Below are 20,602 nucleotides of genomic sequence, written 5' to 3'. Positions count from 1 at the left end.
CTAGTCACCGCTTGCAACCAATCCTTTTTGATCCCAATCGCTGTCCTGTGTAGAATACTCGGATTCTCGGAAGAAGTTGCGTAGAGCAAGAGCAATGAGTCATATACTAGATAAAATCGATACAGTTTACCCGTTTCCGCCTAAGCCAGTTCCATTGAGCGACGCTCAGAAACAGGCCCACATCGCAAACATCAAAAAACTACTTCAAGAAAAAGATGCAGTTCTAATTGCACACTACTACACCGATCCTGAAATTCAGGCTCTGGCAGAAGAAACTGGTGGTTTCGTTGGCGATTCATTAGAGATGGCTAAGTTCGGTAACCGTCACTCAGCAAGCACTTTGATCATCGCTGGTGTTCGTTTCATGGGTGAGTCTGCAAAGATTCTTACTCCTGAAAAACGCATTTTAATGCCAACACTTGAAGCTGAATGTTCGCTTGATCTTGGCTGCCCAGCTGACAAATTTACAGAATTTTGTGATGCTCACCCTGACCACACTGTGGTTGTATACGCGAACACCTCTGCAGCTGTTAAAGCTCGTGCAGACTGGGTAGTTACGTCGAGCATCGCTTTAGAAATCGTTGAAAGCCTAGACGCTGAAGGCAAACCCATTATTTGGGGGCCAGACCGTCACCTAGGTTCTTACATCGCAAATCAAACTGGCGCTGACATGTTGCTTTGGCAAGGTGAGTGTATCGTTCATGATGAGTTCTCAGCTGATGCTTTGAAGAAAATGAAATCGGTATACCCAGAAGCGGCTATCTTGGTTCACCCAGAATCACCAGCAAGCGTGGTTGAACTGGCTGATGCTGTAGGCTCAACAAGCCAACTGATCAAGAAAGCAAAAGAGCTGCCTCATCCACAGATGATTGTTGCGACAGACAAAGGCATCTTCTTCAAGATGCAGCAATTGGTTCCTGAAAAAGAGCTGATTGAAGCGCCGACAGCGGGTGCTGGTGCAACGTGTCGTAGCTGCGCACACTGTCCTTGGATGGCAATGAACGGCCTTGAAGCGATTGAAAATGCGCTTGAGAACGGTGGTGAGCAACACGAGATCTTCGTTTCTGACGAACTGCGTGTGAAGTCTCTTATCCCACTGAACCGCATGCTAGATTTTGCAGAGCAGTTAAATGTGCAGGTAAAAGGTAACGCGTAAGTCGTTCTTTTATCTAACCAATAAAAAAACCAGCCAATAGTGCTGGTTTTTTTGTATCTGCGTATAGGCCGCCAATATCAATCTTGTGGTCATGTATCTTTTTCTGATGATACATCTTGTTGATATCGCGTATTTTTTCTAGCATGTAAGTAAGAGGAAAAGATTAGAGGCTCGAATGATAATCTGGTTACAACTCAAACGCTGGATCAAAGCAAACATCTTTGTTTTGAATGGCAAAAACTTACTGTTCACTTTTCTTGGCTACATCGCTTTATCGTGGTCGATGCTGTATTTGGCGGGTGAAACAGATTTAACCAGTTCGGTTACCGTATTCGCTTACTACTTGGTGGTGACGGCTTCTACGGTTGGTTATGGTGATTTATCACCGACCACGGTAGCGGGGCAGTGGATCGTTATTCTATTTGTGATTCCAGGCGGGTTGAGCCTTTTTGCCGCGTTGCTCGGTAAAGTGGCGACAGAAGGTGTTGAATATTGGCGAGCGGGCTTGCTAGGAAAAAGGAGAGTTAGAGTGGACAACCACATTTTGATGTTGGGGTGGAATGAGCAAAGAACCATTCATCTCATCCGCATGCTACAACACGAAGAAACCGGTAAACGACCAATCGTGCTATGTACGCGTTCAGATATCGAGAACCCGTTACCCGGTGAAATCAATTTCGTCAAAGTAAACAGCTACACCGATGGCAAAGAGATGGAGAAAACGGGCATTGAGTCTGCAAGTTGCATCCTGATTGATAACCCAGAAGACGACATTACGTTATCTGCGGCGCTTTACTGTGCCAACCGAAACCCTAAAGCGCACCTTCTTGTTTACTTTAAAGATGAAGCGCTGAGCGATTTGTTACACAAGCATTGCCCTAACTCAGAATGTATTCCAGCGGTGGGTGCTGAGATGCTAGCAAAGGCTGCGGTAGACCCAGGTTCCAGTGCGCTTCACCAAGAATTATTGAGCTCAACAAGAGGCATGACACAGTATTCAACGTATTTCCCTGAAGACGCTGAGTCTGTCACCGTCGCGCCTATTTTCTCAGTGTTTAAAGAGAAGTATCAAGCAACTCTGATCGCCATTGATACGGGGAGCGGTATTGAACTCAACCCAGAGTTAGATCAAGTGGTCAGCAGTGGCACTAAGCTGTTTTATATTGCTGATGAGCGAATTGATGACTTCGATTGGAAAGGCTTCTAAAGCGACTATTTTATTTCGTCTGAAAACTAAAAAAGGCCTCATAATGAGGCCTTTTGGCTTGTATAAAGCTAACTGTTATTGAGCTTCAGCCAGTGCAATGCCACGCTGCGTTAGTCCGCAAAGCATCACAGGAACAGCGTTAAAGATCTCTTCGAACTGCTCTAGGCCTTCGATGCCTTGCTCTGCAAGCGTAGCAATTGACGTTTCTGGATCGTAAAGCATGCTCAGTGACAGCAGGACACCGCCAACGAGTGCGTTATCTTCGCTCTCTTCAGGCATTAGTGTTTCCCAATCGTCGCGAGCAATCTGCCAGCCTTGAAGCAAGCCTTCACAAAAATCACGAGCGGCAGTGTTCACCACTTCTTCGTCGTCTAATTGACAAGCTTCAGGCCAAACCCAAGTCCCTTCAATCAGTTCTGGGCGGGTTTTATTCCAAAGCTCGATGATAACTTCAATGTAGCTTTCTAGCTGTTCACCATCCGTAAAAGGTGCGACTTCTTCGCCACCCCATAAGAACGGTAGCCACTCATGCGGGGTTAACACATTCGGTGCCGCTGCCATTGCAGTGACAAAGCCCATTGTTTTGTGTTCTGTGATTAGCTTTCCTTCCAACTCTGGAAGCGCAAGAATATCTTGTAAAGTCAAAGTGAGGTACCGTAAAAGGGAACATATTTGCGCTTATAGTACCAATGAACTTGTGCCAATCAAGCTTCAATCTAAAAAGGCTTGATGTCATGGATGATAAACACTAGGTTTAACAGAAAAGAAAACAATAAAAGAATTATGCAGATACGGTCGTCTTTAAAGAAAAAAAGCATGGTAGCGCTTGGATTATACCTTGCGATGTTTATTGCCATTGTCGGTAGTGTGACGTATTACGTCGTAGAATCCCCTGTGCGCGCCAAATTACAACAAAACCTCGACTTGCGTACGCAACTGTTATCCGCATTGATTACAGAGCCACTCAGTAGTTCTCGAGGCTTCGTAGACAGTCTCGTTGGGTTTGCTCAAGCGCATCGTAACGGTGATGATGTTATTCCGCTATTTAAGTCCATGTTGGCGGCGAGCGACGATACAATTGTCAGTGCCGGTATTTGGCCTGAACCTTATGCGCTCGATTCTAAAAAGCTTCTCAACAGTTACTTTTTTAATAAAGCCGACGATGGAAGAATCGATCAGATATATTCTTACAACAACCCCAAAAATGCCCCTTATCAAGAAGAGTATTGGTACACCTCTGTCGTCAACCAAAAACAAGGCACGATCTCTTGGAGCGATGTGTATATCGATCCATACACACACGTTCGAATGATTACGGCGTCTTCCCCTTATTATTACGACGGTACTTTTGCCGGTGTTGCCACGGTGGATCTCTCGCTCGAAGAGCTGCTTGGTTTTATCAAGAACCACGCCGAAGAATACAACCTTGGCATTACGCTCAGAGATAAGCTTAACCAAGTGTTGGTTTCGCATAACTTTAATCTCGTTGAAGGCATTTACATCAGTAGCAATCAATTTGGTGATTTCGGCTGGCAAGTGGATGTGGTGAACTCCAAATCACGAGTAGAAGACGAAGTGTTTCGTCAGGTGATGAGCATTGAAGGCGGTATTGTTCCGCTATTGCTACTTTGTGTCATGGCGGGGTATTACTTATTGAACCGTTATTTGATTAGTCCAATCACAAGGATTGCAGCACAGGTTGATAGTTCGAAAGCCGGCGAAATCATTGATGTGGATTACTCGAGTGATGACGAAATCGGCCATTTGATTAAAACCTTCAACGAAAAGACCATTTATCTCGAAGCGGAAAAGGTTAAAGCTCAGGCATCCACCAATGCAAAAACCGCTTTCCTTGCGACCTTGTCACATGAAATTCGCACTCCGATGAATGGGGTATTGGGTACCGCTCAAATCCTATTAAAAACGCCTCTAAATTCTGAACAAGAGAAGCATCTTAAGAGCTTGTATGAGTCCGGCGATCATATGATGACTCTACTCAACGAGATCTTAGACTTCTCGAAGATCGAGCAGGGCAGGTTGGATCTTGATGAAACGCGTTTCCCGCTTGATTCGATCATCGGCAGTATTAACAGTGTTTACTACACATTGTCTTCCGAGAAAGGGCTTCAATTCAAAGTGTACTCTGAGGTGACTTCGGGTCGTTGGTACTTCTCAGATAAAGCTCGCCTTCGCCAAATTTTGTTTAATCTATTGAACAACGCGGTGAAGTTCACCTCCAGAGGCTTTGTTGAGGTGTACCTGAAAGAAGTTGTAGAGGGGAGTGACACCTATCTGAGCATTCGAGTTCGTGATACCGGAATTGGTATTTCTAAAGAAGCTCAGAAGCGTATTTTTAAACCGTTTGAACAAGCGGAGTCTTCGACCACAAGGCGTTTTGGCGGTACTGGCCTTGGCCTCGCGATTGTGAAGAAAATTGCCCAGTTGATGGATGGCAGTATTACCGTCACCAGTGAAGAAGGGATAGGCACGAGTTTTGATGTTCGCTTGAAGATTCAGCCATGTCAGCCAGGAGAAATCGAGAGTTTGCCACATAAGAAGTTGGACTACTCTGGCTTAAAGGTACTGATCGTCGAGGACAACCGAACTAACACGGTGATCATTGAAGCCTTCATGAGCAGTAAAGGCTTTACCTGTAAGAGCGTCGAAAACGGTGAACTTGCGATACAAGCCGTGGTTGCTGAGCGCTTTGATTTGGTGCTCATGGATAACCATATGCCTGTGATGGATGGCGTTGAATCAACCACTGCTATTCGTGCTTTGATAGGCGATGTGTCATCGGTATTGGTGTTTGGTTGTACGGCTGATGTCTTTAAAGAGACTCGTGAGCGTATGTTGGGGGCAGGTGTGGATTATATTATTGCTAAGCCGATTGACGAGCGTGAACTGGATGATGCCTTGTTCCGCTATTCAAATAAGCTTTATCAATACCATGAAGTAAAAGCGGATGAGCTCGAAAGCCAAGACGTAAAACCACACGATTCGAAAAGTAAAAGCGAGTCACTGCCTAAACCTGATCTTCGCAACAAAGATAACACTGAAGAGCTGTTAGTGACGTTGTATGTGGCGCTAGAAGACAACAACCTAGAACTGATTCAATTTGCACTAGAGAGCCTACGTGTCCACGTTGAAGCTATGAACAACGCGGAACTTACTGAACAAGTCGATAAAGCGTTAGAGCAGGTTGCTTTAGGATCACCACCTACACAAGATGTCATTAATATCATTACTGTAAATCTACCTATGGCTTAAATGTTGTTTAATTACGGTAAGTAAATGACGAACTGTCCAATATTTGACCTTGGTTGGATTTTTTGGTGAAAGTGACTGCTTTTAAAGTGGTTTTTGGTTGTTAATTTACAACTTGATTTTTAGTTTGGAGTGTATGACTACTAATCTTGTGATTTAATAGCGACATTATCTGGTGAGGTGCAAATGTGCCTTGTTTATATGTTACTAAATCACTAATTAAGCAGTGATATATTTTAGGTTTGTCGTCAATGAAGTCTCGTGGTCCATTTTGTATTCGAAACGCAGCTGCGGATACATTTGCTATGGTCGTTTTCTGTTTTATTTCTGGCATGATCGTAGAAGTGTTTATTTCTGGTATGACGTTTGAGCAATCTCTTGCTTCTCGAACGTTATCTATTCCTGTAAACATTGCTATCGCTTGGCCTTATGGCGTTTTTCGTGATTGGTTCTTACGCAATGGTGCAAAACTTTCAGAAAGCTCATTGATGAAAAACTTGTCTGATTTGATGGCATACGTGTTATTCCAGTCTCCAGTGTATGCGGGTATTTTGTTGGCAGTGGGTGCTTCAGGCGACCAGATCGTTACGGCTGTCACCAGTAATGCAGTTATCTCGTGCGGTATGGGCGTACTTTACGGCTACTTCCTCGATATGTGTCGTAAATGGTTTCGAGTTCCTGGCTACTATCAACAAGCTTAAGAAAAGCAACAAGCGTAAGTGCAGCGAAAGAATGAAATTTGGTTTGTTTTTGATCTAATGAGTTAATTTGTAATCGAACAAACCGAAAAAGGCACTTTTTTTGAGAATGCCCCTTGACCAAAGCAAGCAGAATCAATAAAGTAGCGCCTCGTTGAGTGACATGCTCAACACACAATTTGTGGAAGGATGGCTGAGTGGCTTAAGGCGCTCGCCTGGAAAGCGAGTATACGTTTATAGCGTATCTGGGGTTCAAATCCCCATCCTTCCACCACTATTCAAAACCCTAGCAGAAATGCTAGGGTTTTCTCGTTTTAGAGCCTCTATATCCCACCTCATCTGTATACCTCCCTAATATCCGTTCCTTTAATCATTGCTTTATAGTTATAATCTCTATTAATACCGTCGCAGAATTAACCATATTAGGTGTTTTTATCATAGATAATCGCTTGATTTTTTGGCGTGAACCTAGATTATTAATAGTACGCAATATTATGAATAATCTAACTATTAGGAATCCATAACCTCATGACAGAAACCCTAGTTTCTCCAATGCTCTCTTTTACGATCGCGATTTCATTACTGTTTATCGGTAAAGGTTTGATCGAGCGATCTGAAGTATTAAGAAAGTATTCACTGCCAGAGCCTGTGATTGGTGGCTTTGTCTGCGCAGCGACCGTAGCGGCGCTTTACTATATTTTTGAAATCCAAATCACTTTTAGCCTAGATGTCAGAGACTTTTTGCTTCTCTACTTTTTTGCTGGCATCGGGCTCCAAGCGGATATTAAAACACTGATTAAAGGCGGGCGACCGTTGTTCATCCTACTGTGTCTTGCTGCCATTTTTATCGTGTTGCAAAACGTAGTCGGAATGGCAGTCGCTTCTGGCTTTGGAATGGATGCGAAAGCAGGCTTACTATCTGGGTCTGTTAGCTTGATAGGCGGCGTAGGCACAACGTTAGCTTGGGCGCCAATGTTTGTGGAAGAGTTTGGTATTGCTAACGCGCTCGAACTTGGTGTCGCTTCAAACACGGTTGGTTTAATTGCAGCGTGTGTGATTGGTGGTCCGATTGCGAACTACCTGCTCAATAAACACAAAGTAAGCCCTTCTAATGAAGAAGAGGTTACGGTTGGTGCATTCCAAGAGAGTGAAACAAAAACAGAGCTTAGCCACTACGGCGTTCTGTGGGCGTGGTTGATTCTTAACTTAACACTAATGCTGGGTTACAGCTTGAGTGAAGTTATCGACTCGATGGGCCTAAAACTGCCGTTATTCGTTAGCTGTTTGATCGCAGGTATCCTAATCGGAAACGTTGGTCGCGCACTGTTTAAGAAACGTCGTACACAAGAGAAAATCGCTCAAGGCCGCAAAGGCTTAGCGATGATCTCTGATATTTGTTTAGGCATGTTCTTGACCATGGCATTGATGGGGTTGCGTATCTGGGATCTCGATGGACTGTTTGGCTATATCTCTGTTGTCATGAGTATCCAGATCTTGCTTTCCCTGTTGTTTACTGTGTTTGTCGTTTATTACTTGATGGGAAGAAACTACGATTCTGTGGTGATATGTTCAGGCTTCGGTGGTATCACTCTAGGCTCGACCGCAACAGCAATTGTGAACATGACCGCAGTAACTCATCGATATGGCGCAAGCCCACAAGCATTCATTGTGGTGCCATTAGTATGTGGTTTCTTTGTTGATTTGATCAACGCATTGGTGATCAGTTTCTTTGTTGGTCTGTAGTGAAGTGACCGGTTATTGACTGCTTGAGGTTTACATCGGGATAATGACCACAAAGGCGATGACGAAAGTTGTCGCCTTTGTTTTATCGACAGCAAGCTAAAACACGTATATCAGCCTTTGATGTGATGTCTTGAAGTGACTCGGTGCACAAGTTAGTAAGAGCAATTACGATCTTGATAAATTGGGATATATGTTCGCAGCAAATTTGTGAGACGCTTGATTAAGTGTCAGTTGAATTACAAGGAAGTTGAATGCACCACTTTAATATCCGTGCTCTCGAGTACTTAAACGCGTTATCAAAATACAGGTCGTTACGTAAGGCATCTAAGATGATGAACGTTGACCCTGCCGCGATGAGTCGAATGCTGACACAGTTAGAAGCGCAAGCGGAAATGAAAGTATGGGAGCGCAACAACCGCCAATCTCTGCTGACTGAGGCGGGGAACGAACTGTTGAACTACTATCGCTCCATTGTTCGTGGAGAGGCGGCAGTGCTTGCTCGACTAACCAAGCTTAAAAACCTCAAGGGCGGTAATGTTAGCATCGCGATTGGAGAAGGATTTATTACTAACTTGGTCTCTAAACCGATGCAAACCTTCATGGCTCGATACCCTGATATCAATTTATCGATTGAAATTGCAGGTGCATTGGATGCCGTGAAAATGTTAGAAGATCAACAGATAGATTTCGCGATCACCTATGCGTCTGCACCTCATCCTAAACTGCATTCACACGTCGAGCGTAGTCATCCGCTCGAATTGATTGCTCCGAAGGGGCACTTCCTTACGATGAAAGATGCACCAGTGGTAATGCAAGATATTCAAGACGCTTCTCTCGCCTTGATCGATAACTCGACCGGTATGGGGAGGCTGGTAAAGCAGGCTGAACAAATTTCCCATCTTACCTTGCAGCCAAAACTTCAAACTAACTCAGTCACGGCACTGACTAACTTCGTTTCAGCAGGGTTGGGCGTCACCTTTATGCCTAAGCTCACTGTGATCGATGAAATAAAGTCAGGGCAGATTGAAGTGGTTGCGACCGAGTTGGAGATGCTATCGAAGGCGACGGTTAAGGTTCAATCTTTGAAAGGCCGTGCACTTACGCTACAAGCCGAAACCTTGTTGGATTTCTTACTCGAGAACGCCACTTTCTTAAGCCATGACGCTTACAATATCTAGGCTTAGTTGATTTACTTAGCGACTCCTACCTAAGCTTTCAAATACCGCCAATATCACACTTTCAAACTGCCGAATTCGTTTTTAAGTCGAATTGAGTTTTTGTCAACGCTCTCTCTATTGTTAAGTCAACACGTGCGGAATAAGTTACAAACCATTAACGAAACGAGTTTTACACTGACAGTTGTGTTCGGCTGGTTTTGGCTTTGTCGGGCATTAGGGGAAGAGAATGGAAGTAATTGTAATTGGCAGCGGTGTGATTGGCTTGACCAGTGCTTGGTATCTGGCGAAAGAGGGTCACTCGGTGACGGTTATCGATCGTCAAGATAGCAGTGGCAAAGAAACCAGTTTTGCGAATGCCGGGCAAATTTCTTACGGTTATTCATCACCATGGGCGGCACCGGGCATCCCTTTGAAAGCGATGAAATGGCTTACCCAAGAACATGCGCCACTTAAAGTGAAGCCTTCTCTTTCTCCAGAGTTAATGTCTTGGGCGACTAAGATGCTCGCCAACTGTAATGAAGCCAAGTACGCACAGAATAAATCGCGGATGTTACGAGTCGCTAACTACAGCCGAGATTGCCTGACTCATCTAAGAATCAGTGAAGATTTGGCTTATGAGGGCCGGCAGAAAGGCACCTTGCAAGTATTCAGAAGCGAAAAACAATTGGACGCTATTCAGCAGGATATGAAGCTATTAACAGAGAGTGGAATCGAACACTCGCTGTTTGATGTTGAACAGTGTCTGTCAGTGGAGTCTGGTTTAGCAGACGTTAAAGACAAGCTGGTGGGCGGCCTGTATTTACCACACGATGAAACCGGTGATTGTCATCAGTTCTGTTTAACCTTGACCGAAAAAGCCAAGCAACTCGGCGTTCAGTTCGTGTTTAATACCGAAGTGGTTAGGCTCAATCATCAGAATCAAACCATTGAGAGTATTACAACGACTCAAGGCGAGTTCAAAGCGGATGCTTACGTGGTCGCTTCAGGAAGCTATTCTCGAGAACTGTTGAAGCAAGTCGATTTGTCGATCCCGGTTTATCCAGTGAAAGGCTATTCGCTAACACTGCCGATCGTGAATGCAGATAAGTCACCAACCTCGACTGTGATGGATGAAACTTACAAGGTAGCGATGACGCGATTTGATGATCGTATTCGCATTGCAGGGACGGCAGAACTTGCGGGGTTTAATTACCTTATCCCTGAAAAACGCAAAGCCACGATTGATATGGTGATTAAAGATCTTTTCCCACAAGCGGGTGACTTTTCTAAGGCTGAATACTGGACTGGGTTAAGACCAATGACGCCGGATGGTACGCCTATTATCGGTAAGACGCCTATCAAGAACCTATTTACAAATACTGGACATGGGACATTAGGTTGGACAATGGCATGTGGCTCAGGAAAGATCTTGGCAAGCGTGGTCAGTGGCTCAGCTAGTGATATTAAAACTGATGACTTAAGTATCCACCGCTATTTGTAGCGAGATGATGCAGTGATAATTAAACAACCCCATTCTTAAGTTTTCGAATGGGGTTGTGGGTTCTGAGGGAGAAGATTATCTGGTCGTGGTTTCTAGCACATGGGTAAATCTATCCCAAGATTTTTGGTCAGCTTCTTGTTGATAGTTGTTTGAGCCGAATACGGTAAAGGCATGCGGCGCACCACTATAAGTGATCATCTCATGCGGAACTTTGGTTGATTCAAGTTGAGCGGCGAGGCTTCCAAAGTCGTGCATTGAAATCATGGCATCAGCCGTGCCGTGGAACACGACTACGGGAGCTTTAGTCTGCGAGTAGTCTTGGCCTTTTGGTGTTGATAAACCGCCATGGAAGGTGACGTAAGCCTTCGAAGGAATCCCCGCACGAGCGGCTTCCAATACAGCGGCTCCGCCGAAACAGTATCCCATCATTACGTTGTTATCTAAGTTTCCGCCAAGTCTTTGTGCTTCCATGGCTCCTGCGTTGAGTAGCGCACGCATTTTTTCACGGTCTTTATACAATTCGCCCGTGTGCTGCTTTTTGTCTTTCACTTCGGTTGGGCGGATGCCTTTACCAAATAGGTCGATAGCGAACACGTTGTAACCGAGTTCGTTGAGCATCTCAGAACGCTTCTTTTCGTAATCAGTTAAGCCATCCCAATCGTGTATTAGCAACACCAAAGGGGCTTGGTCACTGGCTTCACTCCAATAACCTTCATAGTCCATACCGTCAACTTGGTAAGTAACGTTTTCTCCAGAAATTGCTGAAAAGGGAAGTAAAACTGAAAACAGACCTAGTGTAGTAAGTGCTCGCATACGTTAATCCTTCAGGTGACGAGTGGCAATCCAATGGAAAGTATAGATAACGTTATGATTCTCGCCAGATTGTCAGTTTGGATTTGATGGGTAAAGCAAGAAGGGCAGTTGTCTGAAATGAAAAGAGACTTAAACGAAAGAAACAATCACAGTAAGCCGTCACTGTGATTGTTCGCATAACAGGTTTAGGAGGTTTGAACCATTACCAAGCAGGGGCTGCGCTGCTATCGCTGTTAGAACCACTTGTTCTGATATCAGGATACTTACGCTGATAGCGAGGCAGCATTGATTCATTGCCTAAGATGCCACCTTGGTGGATATAGATGACGGTTTTTGTTGGGTTCTCTTCTTGCCATTGCTCTAGGCATTGCCACATCAATGGGTCGTAGAGCAGGTCGAATTCAATATCCGTCTGTTCTTGCAGATCCAACCAAGTTTGATAGTCCTGCTGGTAAAGCTTACCAAAGTGGTGTTTGGCTTTAAGTGGTAATATCTGCGGGTGATCGGTTTCGCCGAGTTCATTGAACTGCTGTGTTAGGTAATCACTGCCGCCAACACAAGCGCAAGTTAACACTGGGATGTTGTGCATTTTTAAATGCTTATGCAGATACAGAGCTGTGCTGCCTGTGCCTGCTGGAAGTGCTACCACGAAATCGTGTTTGTTTTCGAAACGCGTCCAGCTGAGTATTTCAATCGCCAGTTGCTTCACGCCGTATTCAGAAAGCTGAGAGCGTCCACCTTCTGGTAACACAATGCATTGTGAGTCAGGTTGTCTTACTTGCTCAATATACTCTTGTGGATGAAGCTCAGAGCCTGTTTCTTTGACTGAAATAACCTTAGCCCCGAGATCGATAGCGCCACGGTAGTTGCCGAGTGGGCGTTCTTGTAGCCATTGAGGCAGGTGGTCGACGTAAAACTCAAGCGTCCAGCCTTTGATTTTCGCAAGTGCGGCGAGTGAGAACAAGGAGTTAGCCTGAGCGGAACCATAGCTTATTAGAGTGGTGGTGTTTGGGCTATCGTCTTCCAGTAGCTTCATGAACTTTCTGGCTTTGTTGCCGCAAAAGTGGGAGTGAAGCTGATCGTCACGCTTTAAGAAAAAGGTGTGCTCGTTGTATTGATGTTGAGTTACAGGGCTATTATTTAGTTTCATCGCACTTAGACAAAATGCTGACTCAGAGCCAGCATTTATAGTTCAAATAGGACTGACGAGTATCTAGTAGCTAGGGACCGCTGTAAACCAACTAAATCAAGTTTTCGTTCGATATTGAGCTTCGAACTATGAACTCATTTACTCTGGGGTGGATGCGGATAGATCGGTTTGAAAGGTGATCTTAGCGGTACATCCACCACAGCTGCGATTGACCAATTCAAAGCCCCATTGGAAGCGTTGACATAAGTCCTCGACAATCAATAAACCTAACCCATGCCCATTTGGATTGTATTGTTCTTGGAGGCCTTCTCCTTGGTCTTCAATCACAACACTCTCGTGGGACAGAGTGACCGTTACGGTGCCACTATTGGTCGCTGCAATGGCATTTCTCAACAAGTTTCCGACCAACATGTTCATTATCGCGCTGGTGGCTTGAATGGTGGGTTCGGATTGAGCATGCATGGAAATTTCGACGTCTTTCTCATCTGCCTGTGCTGAGTTTTTTGAGACGATAGCCTCTAACTCTTGTTGGCTAAACAGTCGCAGTGGCGCATCGTCACTGTTTCTTTCGTAACGCACGAGGCCGAGTAGGGCATCGACCATCTCCGACATCTGAACAATGGCTTCGTCAATGCGCTCAATTTGGCGAGATTGAAATTCGGTGGTTTCGCTTCTTAGCAGTAATTTATTTGCGCCACGAGCGACCGTTAACGGTGTTCTTAGTTCATGACTTGAGTAGCGAGCAAAGGCTTGTTCACGTTTGAGTAAGGAATTGATTTCTCTTCGGTACTGATTGAGTTGATCTGTGAGCTGACGAAACTCAACTGCGGCGTCGTCATTGACACTAAATTCTTCATTGAGGTTGAGCTTATTGGATTCCAATTGTTCGGAAATAGAATTGAAGGGTTCAATCAGTCGTTTAGATAATCGATAGAGCAGAGCACCAAAGCTAAAAATTAGAATAGAGAGTAATGTTAGTACAAAGGTGGTCGCATAAACCAGTTCGTAAATCTCAAACTCGACGCGGTCGATCTCGGAAAGCAGAACGATTGGGTGGGTTTGACCTTTATCAGAATACTCACCAACATACACCATGCGAGATTCTGGATCTTCACCGACCTCACCAATGAAATTTTCTTTGCCTTCAATATACTTTAAATACTTTTTCGGTAGATAGGAAAGATCGTTGTAAGCGATAGTCAGGTCATCAATACGAAGCTCTCCACTTTCACCTGACTGGAATAACCCGACTGCATAGTTGCGGTCAATTAGGATGCGTCTTTCACCCACGCGGTCTTCCGACAAGTACAGGGCTGTGATAAATACCACATAGACAAATGCCGACACAATTACGGCCATTAACCCAAAGAAAACCGCTAAGCGGCCCGTTAGGGTTTTTGTGCTTGTAAGAACATTTGAAATCAATTCGATGGCTCCAATCGGAAGCCAACTTTAGGCACCGTAATTAACATCTGAGTGTCGAAAGGCTTGTCGAGTTGATTACGTAACTGATAAATGTGACTGCGCAACACATCATTGTTGGGCTCGTTTTCTTCCCATAACTTGTAGGAAATAGCTTCACGAGTGACTACTTCAGGTGCGCTTTGGCACAGCATCTCAAGTATGGTGTAAGTGGTTGGGTTGAGCGCTAGTAGTTTATCTTGGCGGTAAGCTTTACGGGTTTTTTGGTCGATGGTGAGTTCATCGAACTGAAGTTTTGAAGAGGCGACTTTTCCGCGGTAACGACGGACTAACGCGTTCATTCTTGCTTCTAGAATATCCAAATCAAATGGCTTGGTGAGGTAATCATCGGCACCGTGTTCAAAGCCTTTCAGCATATCTTCTCGGCTATCTAAGGCGGTCAGCATCAAAATAGGTGTCGCGTTACCTTGGTCTCGCAGTTTATTACAAACCGTTAGGCCGTCCATTCTCGGTAACATTAGATCCAATATGATGATATCAAATGAGTTTTCCAACGCGAGTTGTAGGCCAAGTTCACCGTTGTCTGCGTAATCGAGTTCCATGCCAATACACTCAAAATAATCAAACAAGACACCTGCAATTTCACGGTTATCTTCGACTAATAGAACTCGTTTCATTTTGATTCTCATACAGAAATAGACAGTAACATTATCCTGAGTGAGCGTGAAAAATATGTCAATAACATAACTTTCACTTATGGGAGGGTAGATTGGCTTCAGATTAAAAAACAGAAGAACGTATTATGTCTGAACTTCATATTAGCCGACCTAAAGTCTCCACATCACGGATCAACCCTGCCGTTTCACTATCGATCATTGTGCCATTTTACGATGAACAAGAGGTGTTAGAAGAGTTTCATTCTCGCTTAACTAAGGTGCTGGATAGCTTACCCATCACCAGTGAAATCGTTTATGTCGATGATGGCAGCAAAGACAACAGCTTGAATTTGGTGAGTTCATTCACTTCAATCAATAGCTCAATTTCTGTGATCGGTTTAAGCCGTAACTTTGGTAAAGAATCAGCGATGAGTGCTGGCCTCGAACACTGCCGAGGACAAGCTGTGATCTTGCTCGATGCCGATCTACAAGACCCACCCGAGCTGATTCCTCAAATGATTGCCAAATGGCGCGAAGGTTATGACGTCGTCAATATGCAGCGTAGCCAACGTGATGGTGAAACGTGGTTTAAGAAGTTTTCAGCAGCAAGCTTTTACAAAGTCATGAACGTGGCAGCGAAGATCGATGTTCCAGAAAATGTCGGTGATTTCCGACTGTTAAGCCGAGAGGTTGTCGACCATATCAACCAACTGCCTGAACGTAACCGTTACATGAAAGGCATCTTTTCATGGCCAGGTTTTAGACAAGCAACGATTCAGTTTAAGCGCGACGCTCGCTTCTGTGGCGAGACCAAGTGGAACTACCTGAAACTCATCGGCTTGGCGATGGATGGCATCACTTCATTCTCTATCCGCCCACTGCGTATTGCGACGGCCGTTGGTGGCTTAGTGGCACTTACTGCTTTCGTGTATGGCGTCTTCATCGTGTTCAAAACCATGATGTTTGGTGAGCCCATCACGGGCTATCCGTCAATGATGGTCGTACAGCTTGCTCTTGGCGGTATCCAACTGTTGTGTATTGGTTTAATGGGGGAATACATAGGTCGTATTTTCATTGAAACCAAGAACCGCCCTTTGTATCTGATTCAATCGGTGGTCGATACCCCAGCATTAAAAACACATTTTAAATTAGAGGAGTCAGCATGAGCCTGAACCGAACGCACCTATGGTATTTGTTGGCTTTTGCATTGGTTCTAAGGCTCTTATCTCTGGCGACATACCCTTTAATGGATACTACGGAAGCGCGCTATGGAGAAATGGCTCGCTTGATGGTAGAAACCGGCAATTGGTTAACTCCTCAATTTGATTACGGCATCCCTTTCTGGGGTAAACCACCGTTGTTCACATGGATGAGTGCGGCTGGGATTGAGCTGTTTGGTTTGAGTGAGTTTGCTGTGCGTGCACCACACTGGCTAGCAGGTTTTGCGACGATTCTGTTGGTTGCATACATGGCTAAGCGTACCGGACAAAGTGCCTTGGTGGCGGCTGTGGTATTGGCGACATGTGGGATTTTCTCTATTGCGGCGGGTGCTGTGATGACCGACATGGCGTTAACGTTAGCGATGACCATTGCCATGTTAGGTTTTTACCTATGTTGGTTAGGAGGAGAGAGTTGTAAGGGAGAGGGCAATGCTGAGACTAATCGGTCTTGGGGTTATGTTGGTTTCATTGGTTTAGCACTAGGCTTGCTTGCAAAAGGGCCGGTAGCGATTGTGATCATGGGTATCGCTGTTTTCCCTTGGTTAGTATTGCAACATGGCTTCTTTGGCGCTTTCAAAGTGTTATGGCAACGCTTTCCACTGTTGTCTGGCTTAGGTGTGATGCTGGCGATTGCCTTGCCTTGGTACATCATGGCTGAAATGGCAACACCGGGTTTTATTGATTACTTTATTGTTGGCGAGCACTTTAAGCGTTTTGTTGTGAGTGGCTGGGAGGGCGATTTATACGGTTCTGCCCATGACCAAGCAAGAGGCATGATCTGGTTGTTTTGGCTTCAAGCGGCTGCACCGTGGTCGATTGTGTTGCCTATTTTGACTTTCGCCCGTCGTAAGAAAATCGCAGAAGTTAACGCTGAACATAGTGGATTGTTTTCATTCCTCGTGTGTTGGTTGGTCTCTCCTCTGATTCTTTTTACCATGGCGGGTAATATTCTTCCTGCCTATGTGTTGCCAGGCATTCCTGCCCTTGGCTTGTTGGTGGCAATGCTTGTAGTAGAAAAAGATAAGAAGTGGTTCTCGAGTGTGGCTTTAGTGCTACCTGTGTTGCTAATGATTGCAATGGTCTACCTCAACTTAGGCAAAGCGAATGAGAAAAGTGACCGTATTATCTTCGAACAGATTACGGATGAAGCGCCGAGCTTTTATGTCGGTAAACGACCGTTCTCCGGGCAGTTTTACAGTCATGGACAAGCGAAAAAGTTACTCGATGTTGAACAGTTAGATGGTATCGACAAGTTCTATCTGATTGGTAAAAGAGCGGAAGTAGAAACCAAGATTAAAGACAACGCGTTAACCTGTATTTTAGAACCGACGGTGAAGATCAAGCGCGCTCTATTTAGTTGTCATAGCCAAAATATCAAACCAAATCTATCGTTGAGCCATATTCGAAGTGATGGCGATGTTCAATTTTAACTCGTCATCGAGACTGTTTAGCCACAAGTTCGACGCGCTAAACAAAAAACTACAACCTCACCATAAGATGATTAAATTCGCTATGGTGGGGGCGGGTGGCTTTGTTGTCGATTGTGCCGTGTTTGCATTGCTGCATTACGTTATTGGACTGCCTTTGATGAGTGCTCGAATTGGTTCTTTCATCGTAGCTGCAACGACAACTTGGTTTGGAAATCGAGTGCTGACTTTTGAATTTAAAGGTCAGGGGAGTTGGTCCGAAAAGTTGATCCAGTGGCAGAAATTCATGTTTTCCGCATCGATATCGGCGATTCCTAATTTGTTGTGCTTTAAGTTGATGACGGAACTGTTGCCTGCATTTACTGGGGCCGTGTTTATCGCAATGGCGGTTGGTATCTTAGTGGGTATGGTCACCAATTATTTGTTTAGTCAGTATTGGGTATTTACTCGTTAGACAACTCAGTATGATTTTTGATGAGTTGGCAAAAACAAAAAAGCGCAGCTAAATAGCTGCGCTTTGTGTTTTTACGATAACAGAATAAATTGGCTTGCGATATTAGCGTTGTGCTGCGCGCTGGCGGTTCTTGCCGTTACTTGCAGGTTTGCCACCTTGACCATTACCGCCTTTATTGCGGTTTGGTCTGCCGTTTCCGCTGCCATTACCTTGTGATTGCTGACTACCAGGACCTTTCTTAATGAAGCCTGTCGCTGGTTTACGACCGTTACCGTTGTTACTACCACCAGCGTTTTGCTTTCCGTTACCTTGGTTAGCATTGCCTTGGATACCGTTACCAGTAGGCTTCTTGCCACCAGATTTAGAGTGATTACGTGGCTTCTCGCCGCCTAAACCCGGTTGAGATTTGCTGTGTTTAGTCGCAAAACGTTGTGAACCGTGACGACCAGACTTACGACGTTGTGCTGGCGTTTGAGCATCAAAGTCTTCTGCTGGTACTAGGCAGTTTACTTTGTCGCCGATCAAGTGCTGTTTGCCCATACTGATCAGCGCTTCACGGATGATCTTCCAGTTTTCAGGATCGTGGTAACGTAGCAGTGCTTTATGGAGACGACGTTGACGATCACCTTTAGGTACAGGAACATCTTCACGCTTCTTATATTTCACGCGTTTCAGAGGGTTGGTCTCTGAGTAGTACATCGATGTTGCATTACACATTGGCGATGGGTAGAAGTTCTGTACTTGGTCACACTCGTAGTTATGCTTTTTCAGCCACATTGCAAGGTTAAGCATATCTTCGTCTTCTGTGCCCGGATGAGCAGAGATGAAGTAAGGAATCAGGTACTGTTTCTTACCGGCTTCAGCGCTGTACTTCTCGAACATCTCTTTGAAACGATCGTAAGTGCCCATGCCCGGTTTCATCATCAGGTCCAACGGGCCTTTTTCAGTATGCTCTGGAGCAATCTTCAAGTAACCACCAACGTGGTGAGTCACAAGCTCACGAACGTATTCTGGAGACTCAATCGCTAGGTCGTAACGAACACCAGAAGCAATCATGATCTTCTTAACGCCCGGTACTTTTCTTGCTGAGCGGTACAGGTCGATGGTGTGTTGATGGTCTGTGTTTAGCTTTTCACAGATTTTCGGGAACACACATGATGGACGACGGCAGTTAATTTCAGCTTTTGGATCTGAACAACCTAAACGGTACATGTTCGCCGTTGGGCCGCCCAAGTCAGAAATAGTACCTGTGAAGCCCGGTACTTTATCTTTAATGTCTTCGATCTCATCCAAGATAGATTCTTTCGAACGGTTCTGAATGATGCGACCTTCGTGCTCTGTGATTGAACAGAAAGAACAACCACCAAAACAACCACGCATGATGTTAACCGAGGTTTTGATCATGTCGTATGCTGGGATTTTCGCTTTGCCGTACATCGGGTGCGGAACACGCTTGTACGCAAGGCCAAACACGTAGTCCATCTCTTCTGTGGTCAATGGAATAGGCGCTTGGTTAATCCAAAGCTCGCGATCACCGTGACGTTGAATCAGAGCACGACCTGAGTACGGGTTTGTCTCAAGGTGCAGAATACGACTAGCGTGAGCGTAAAGAATACGGTCATTGTTTAGCTTTTCGTAACCTGGGATACGAACCGCTGTAGTTTTTGCATCGTGACGAGAAGGGCGAATAGTAATAGGTTGCGCTTTTACTTCTTCTTTTTCGTCTTTCTTGGTATCACACTGAGTTTCAACTTCGTACGGGTTAACCGGAACATACGCTTTGTTCGGCTTTTCGATACGAGAAGAGTCAATGATCTTGAAGCCTTCAGGGGCCGCAGGAAGATTGATAGCAGTACCGCGGATATTGGTCAGCGTAGACATGTCTTCACCATCGGCAATGCGGTGTGCTACTTCAACCAATGCACGCTCAGCGTTACCAAAAAGAAGAATGTCAGCTTTTGCATCAAACAATACAGAGCGGCGAACTTTATCTGACCAGTAGTCGTAGTGAGCTACACGACGTAAGCTCGCTTCAATACCACCAAGCACGATTGGCGTGCCTTTGTAAGCTTCACGACAACGTTGAGAATAAACCAGAGTTGCACGATCAGGACGCTTGCCACCTTCATTGTTCGGAGTATAAGCATCATCGTGACGTAATTTGCGATCAGAGGTGTAGCGGTTGATCATGGAGTCCATGTTACCCGCTGTGATGCCGAAGAATAGGTTAGGTTTACCTAGCTTCATGAAGGCATCTTTATTGTCCCACTTTGGTTGAGCAATAATGCCCACGCGGAAACCTTGAGCTTCAAGCAGACGGCCGATGATAGCCATACCAAAGCTCGGGTGATCGACATAAGCGTCACCAGTTACAATAATAATGTCACAGCTATCCCATCCAAGAGCATCCATCTCCTTTCTACTGGTAGGCAAAAAGGGTGCAGTTCCGTAGCACTCGGCCCAGTATTTTTTGTGTTCGTGAATAGGAGTGATATCGCTGTACATATTTCAACCTCTGATTTTTGAGGCGGGAATTATAGCGGCATGAGCCTAGACTAGCCAGTAGAACATGCCCCTGTTAGTTCTGGTGTCTTTCGTCTTTTTACGGTAAATGGCGATAAAAGAGCCATACAACAGCATAGTTGAAGCCTTGAATAACGTCGCTAATTTGTGATTTTGATTAGTGTTCGCAGCAGTTTTTGATATTATTCGCGAAAATAAGTCTGAAGAA

At 45.0% G+C, this 20,602-nt stretch carries 16 protein-coding genes and 1 tRNA gene; 11 read left to right on the top strand and 6 right to left on the bottom strand.

The features are described from left to right. Positions 1 to 94: 94 nt before the first annotated feature. Together nadA and AB4503_RS17705 are read left to right on the top strand one after the other, a co-directional pair. Positions 95 to 1,156, top strand: coding sequence for a quinolinate synthase NadA (nadA, locus tag AB4503_RS17710; RefSeq protein ID WP_017062067.1), 1,062 nt, complete (start codon positions 95 to 97; stop codon positions 1,154 to 1,156). Positions 1,157 to 1,331: 175 nt separating this feature from the next. Beyond that, the gene (locus tag AB4503_RS17705) at positions 1,332 to 2,363 is read left to right on the top strand and encodes a potassium channel family protein (protein WP_017063519.1); all 1,032 of its coding nucleotides are present in this window, start codon (positions 1,332 to 1,334) and stop codon (positions 2,361 to 2,363) included. Positions 2,364 to 2,438: 75 nt separating this feature from the next. On the opposite strand, the gene AB4503_RS17700 is transcribed toward AB4503_RS17705, so the two are convergent. Further along, positions 2,439 to 3,008 (bottom strand): UPF0149 family protein, encoded by a 570-nt coding sequence (locus AB4503_RS17700; protein ID WP_017062064.1) that lies wholly within the window; start codon positions 3,006 to 3,008, stop codon positions 2,439 to 2,441. A 171-nt stretch (positions 3,009 to 3,179) separates the two neighbouring features. Here AB4503_RS17700 and AB4503_RS17695 point away from each other — a divergent pair, with 171 nt between their 5' ends. From AB4503_RS17695 to AB4503_RS17670, 6 genes are all read left to right on the top strand, one after another. Continuing rightward, positions 3,180 to 5,633 carry an ATP-binding protein gene (locus AB4503_RS17695; protein WP_372115476.1) on the top strand — a complete coding sequence of 818 codons (2,454 nt, stop codon included), beginning with the start codon at positions 3,180 to 3,182 and terminating at the stop codon, positions 5,631 to 5,633. 248 nt (positions 5,634 to 5,881) lie between these two features. Further along, positions 5,882 to 6,331, top strand: a complete 450-nt coding sequence (locus tag AB4503_RS17690; protein WP_017062062.1) for an L-alanine exporter AlaE — start codon at positions 5,882 to 5,884, stop codon at positions 6,329 to 6,331. Positions 6,332 to 6,511: 180 nt separating this feature from the next. Then, a tRNA-Ser gene (locus AB4503_RS17685) sits at positions 6,512 to 6,602 on the top strand. A gap of 254 nt (positions 6,603 to 6,856) precedes the next feature. Then, entirely contained in the window at positions 6,857 to 8,071 is a 1,215-nt protein-coding gene (gltS, locus tag AB4503_RS17680) for a sodium/glutamate symporter (RefSeq protein WP_017062061.1), read from the top strand. 251 nt (positions 8,072 to 8,322) lie between these two features. Beyond that, positions 8,323 to 9,249 carry a LysR family transcriptional regulator gene (locus AB4503_RS17675; RefSeq protein WP_136973584.1) on the top strand — a complete coding sequence of 309 codons (927 nt, stop codon included), beginning with the start codon at positions 8,323 to 8,325 and terminating at the stop codon, positions 9,247 to 9,249. A gap of 226 nt (positions 9,250 to 9,475) precedes the next feature. After that, a complete protein-coding gene (locus tag AB4503_RS17670; RefSeq protein ID WP_229647089.1) occupies positions 9,476 to 10,729 on the top strand; it encodes a D-amino acid dehydrogenase in 1,254 nt (417 codons plus the stop codon). Positions 10,730 to 10,804: 75 nt separating this feature from the next. Here AB4503_RS17670 and AB4503_RS17665 read toward each other — a convergent pair whose 3' ends face one another. The 4 genes from AB4503_RS17665 to AB4503_RS17650 form a co-directional block, all read right to left on the bottom strand. After that, positions 10,805 to 11,542 carry a dienelactone hydrolase family protein gene (locus AB4503_RS17665; RefSeq protein WP_371720715.1) on the bottom strand — a complete coding sequence of 246 codons (738 nt, stop codon included), beginning with the start codon at positions 11,540 to 11,542 and terminating at the stop codon, positions 10,805 to 10,807. A gap of 202 nt (positions 11,543 to 11,744) precedes the next feature. Then, positions 11,745 to 12,692 carry a 1-aminocyclopropane-1-carboxylate deaminase/D-cysteine desulfhydrase gene (locus AB4503_RS17660; RefSeq protein WP_372115475.1) on the bottom strand — a complete coding sequence of 316 codons (948 nt, stop codon included), beginning with the start codon at positions 12,690 to 12,692 and terminating at the stop codon, positions 11,745 to 11,747. Between the two features lie 138 nt (positions 12,693 to 12,830). Further along, a complete protein-coding gene (locus tag AB4503_RS17655; protein ID WP_372115474.1) occupies positions 12,831 to 14,117 on the bottom strand; it encodes a sensor histidine kinase in 1,287 nt (428 codons plus the stop codon). Then, a complete protein-coding gene (locus tag AB4503_RS17650) occupies positions 14,114 to 14,791 on the bottom strand; it encodes a response regulator transcription factor (protein WP_017062034.1) in 678 nt (225 codons plus the stop codon). Before AB4503_RS17650 ends, AB4503_RS17655 begins: the two co-directional genes overlap by 4 nt. 125 nt (positions 14,792 to 14,916) lie before the next feature. On the opposite strand from AB4503_RS17650, the gene AB4503_RS17645 reads away from it, so the two are divergent. The 3 genes from AB4503_RS17645 to AB4503_RS17635 are packed head-to-tail and all read left to right on the top strand — an operon-like array spanning position 14,917 to position 17,871. Then, entirely contained in the window at positions 14,917 to 15,936 is a 1,020-nt protein-coding gene (locus AB4503_RS17645; protein ID WP_372115473.1) for a glycosyltransferase, read from the top strand. Beyond that, positions 15,933 to 17,420, top strand: coding sequence for an ArnT family glycosyltransferase (locus AB4503_RS17640; RefSeq protein ID WP_372100500.1), 1,488 nt, complete (start codon positions 15,933 to 15,935; stop codon positions 17,418 to 17,420). Before AB4503_RS17645 ends, AB4503_RS17640 begins: the two co-directional genes overlap by 4 nt. Beyond that, positions 17,407 to 17,871: a GtrA family protein gene (locus AB4503_RS17635; protein WP_372115472.1), complete on the top strand. Its 465-nt coding sequence runs from the start codon at positions 17,407 to 17,409 to the stop codon at positions 17,869 to 17,871. The genes AB4503_RS17640 and AB4503_RS17635 overlap by 14 nt, the downstream gene beginning before the upstream one ends. Before the next feature lie 102 nt (positions 17,872 to 17,973). Here the strand turns inward: AB4503_RS17635 and AB4503_RS17630 are convergent, their stop codons facing one another. After that, on the bottom strand, positions 17,974 to 20,283 hold the full coding sequence (locus AB4503_RS17630) for a YgiQ family radical SAM protein (RefSeq protein WP_372115483.1): 2,310 nt from the start codon (positions 20,281 to 20,283) through the stop codon (positions 17,974 to 17,976). Between the last annotated feature and the right edge of the window lie 319 nt (positions 20,284 to 20,602).

Source organism: Vibrio sp. 10N.222.55.B11, assembly GCF_041473705.1.
Lineage (GTDB): Bacteria > Pseudomonadota > Gammaproteobacteria > Enterobacterales > Vibrionaceae > Vibrio > Vibrio crassostreae_C.
The sequence above is the reverse complement of the archived record's forward strand: the minus strand, read 5'-3'. Positions and strand labels throughout refer to the sequence as shown.